The organism is Grimontia marina (assembly GCF_900060185.1).
Lineage (GTDB): Bacteria > Pseudomonadota > Gammaproteobacteria > Enterobacterales > Vibrionaceae > Enterovibrio > Enterovibrio marinus.
Genome location: NZ_FIZY01000201.1, coordinates 1 through 811, shown reverse-complemented (window position 1 = coordinate 811; position 811 = coordinate 1). Strand labels below are relative to the sequence as shown.

Here is an 811-nt window from a genome sequence, read left to right as displayed (position 1 = left end):
ATGAACAAGGATGCTATTGCGACTAAGCAGGCGCAGTTGTCTAAAAAATAGGGAAGCTGGTATTTCAGCTTCCCTATTTTTTGCTTGATTTCTTAATGGCAAAAACGGCTTTTTCAGGGCCGACGAATTATATTCTTTGCTGGTTGAAAATGACATATTAGAGGATGAGATTAAATTCTTAAAAAATGTCGGTTATAAGCTTACAGAGAAGAAAGTAAAAGTGATTTTGGGTGGTTAAACAGTATGCTTGGTATAACAATAAAAGAAATTGAAATAACAGTAAATACCAATAATGGTGTCTTTTCTACATATATACCATTTAAGAAAGGATTGAACATAATTCGAGCTGAGAACTCGTCTGGAAAATCTACATGTATAAACGCAATAGCCTACAGTCTTGGGCTTGAGTCAATCCTAGGCCCCACAAGGAAAAAACCATTTCCAAAGTCTTTATACGAGGTAATCTATAAAGATAAAAAAGAAGATGAAGAGTTTGTTGTTATTAATTCTCAAGTTAGATTAGTGGTGGAAAACAAGCTTGGTATATCTGCAACTTTTACCAGAGATATTCTGGGTGATAAAAATAAAGTCACGATCTCGTATGAGGGGGAAACCGAAGACTACTTTCTTGGCTCAGCTGGCTCTATAGGCTCGGCCGCCAGTTCTCGAGGTTTTCACTACTGGCTAAATAACTGATCCGAATAGTGCTACATTTTCGCCGTGCCGTGGCAACCTCCCGGGTACGGCGATACGTTATCCATAAAGTGCTTCACCTTCCTGAGCAATTGCCACATATGTTTACACCTGTGAT

General features: G+C 38.3%; 1 protein-coding gene. It reads left to right on the top strand.

Annotation, left to right across the window (positions count from 1 at the left end; genetic code table 11):
* The first annotated feature begins 243 nt into the window (after positions 1-243).
* Complete coding sequence (locus GMA8713_RS25980; protein WP_062715562.1) at positions 244-696, top strand: AAA family ATPase; 453 nt, start codon at positions 244-246, stop codon at positions 694-696.
* The last annotated feature ends 115 nt before the right edge of the window (positions 697-811 follow it).

Coding starts and splice junctions, on each gene's coding strand:
- GMA8713_RS25980 (WP_062715562.1), top strand. CDS start 244: ATGCTTGGTATAACAATAAAAGAAATTGAAATAACAGTAAATACCAAT.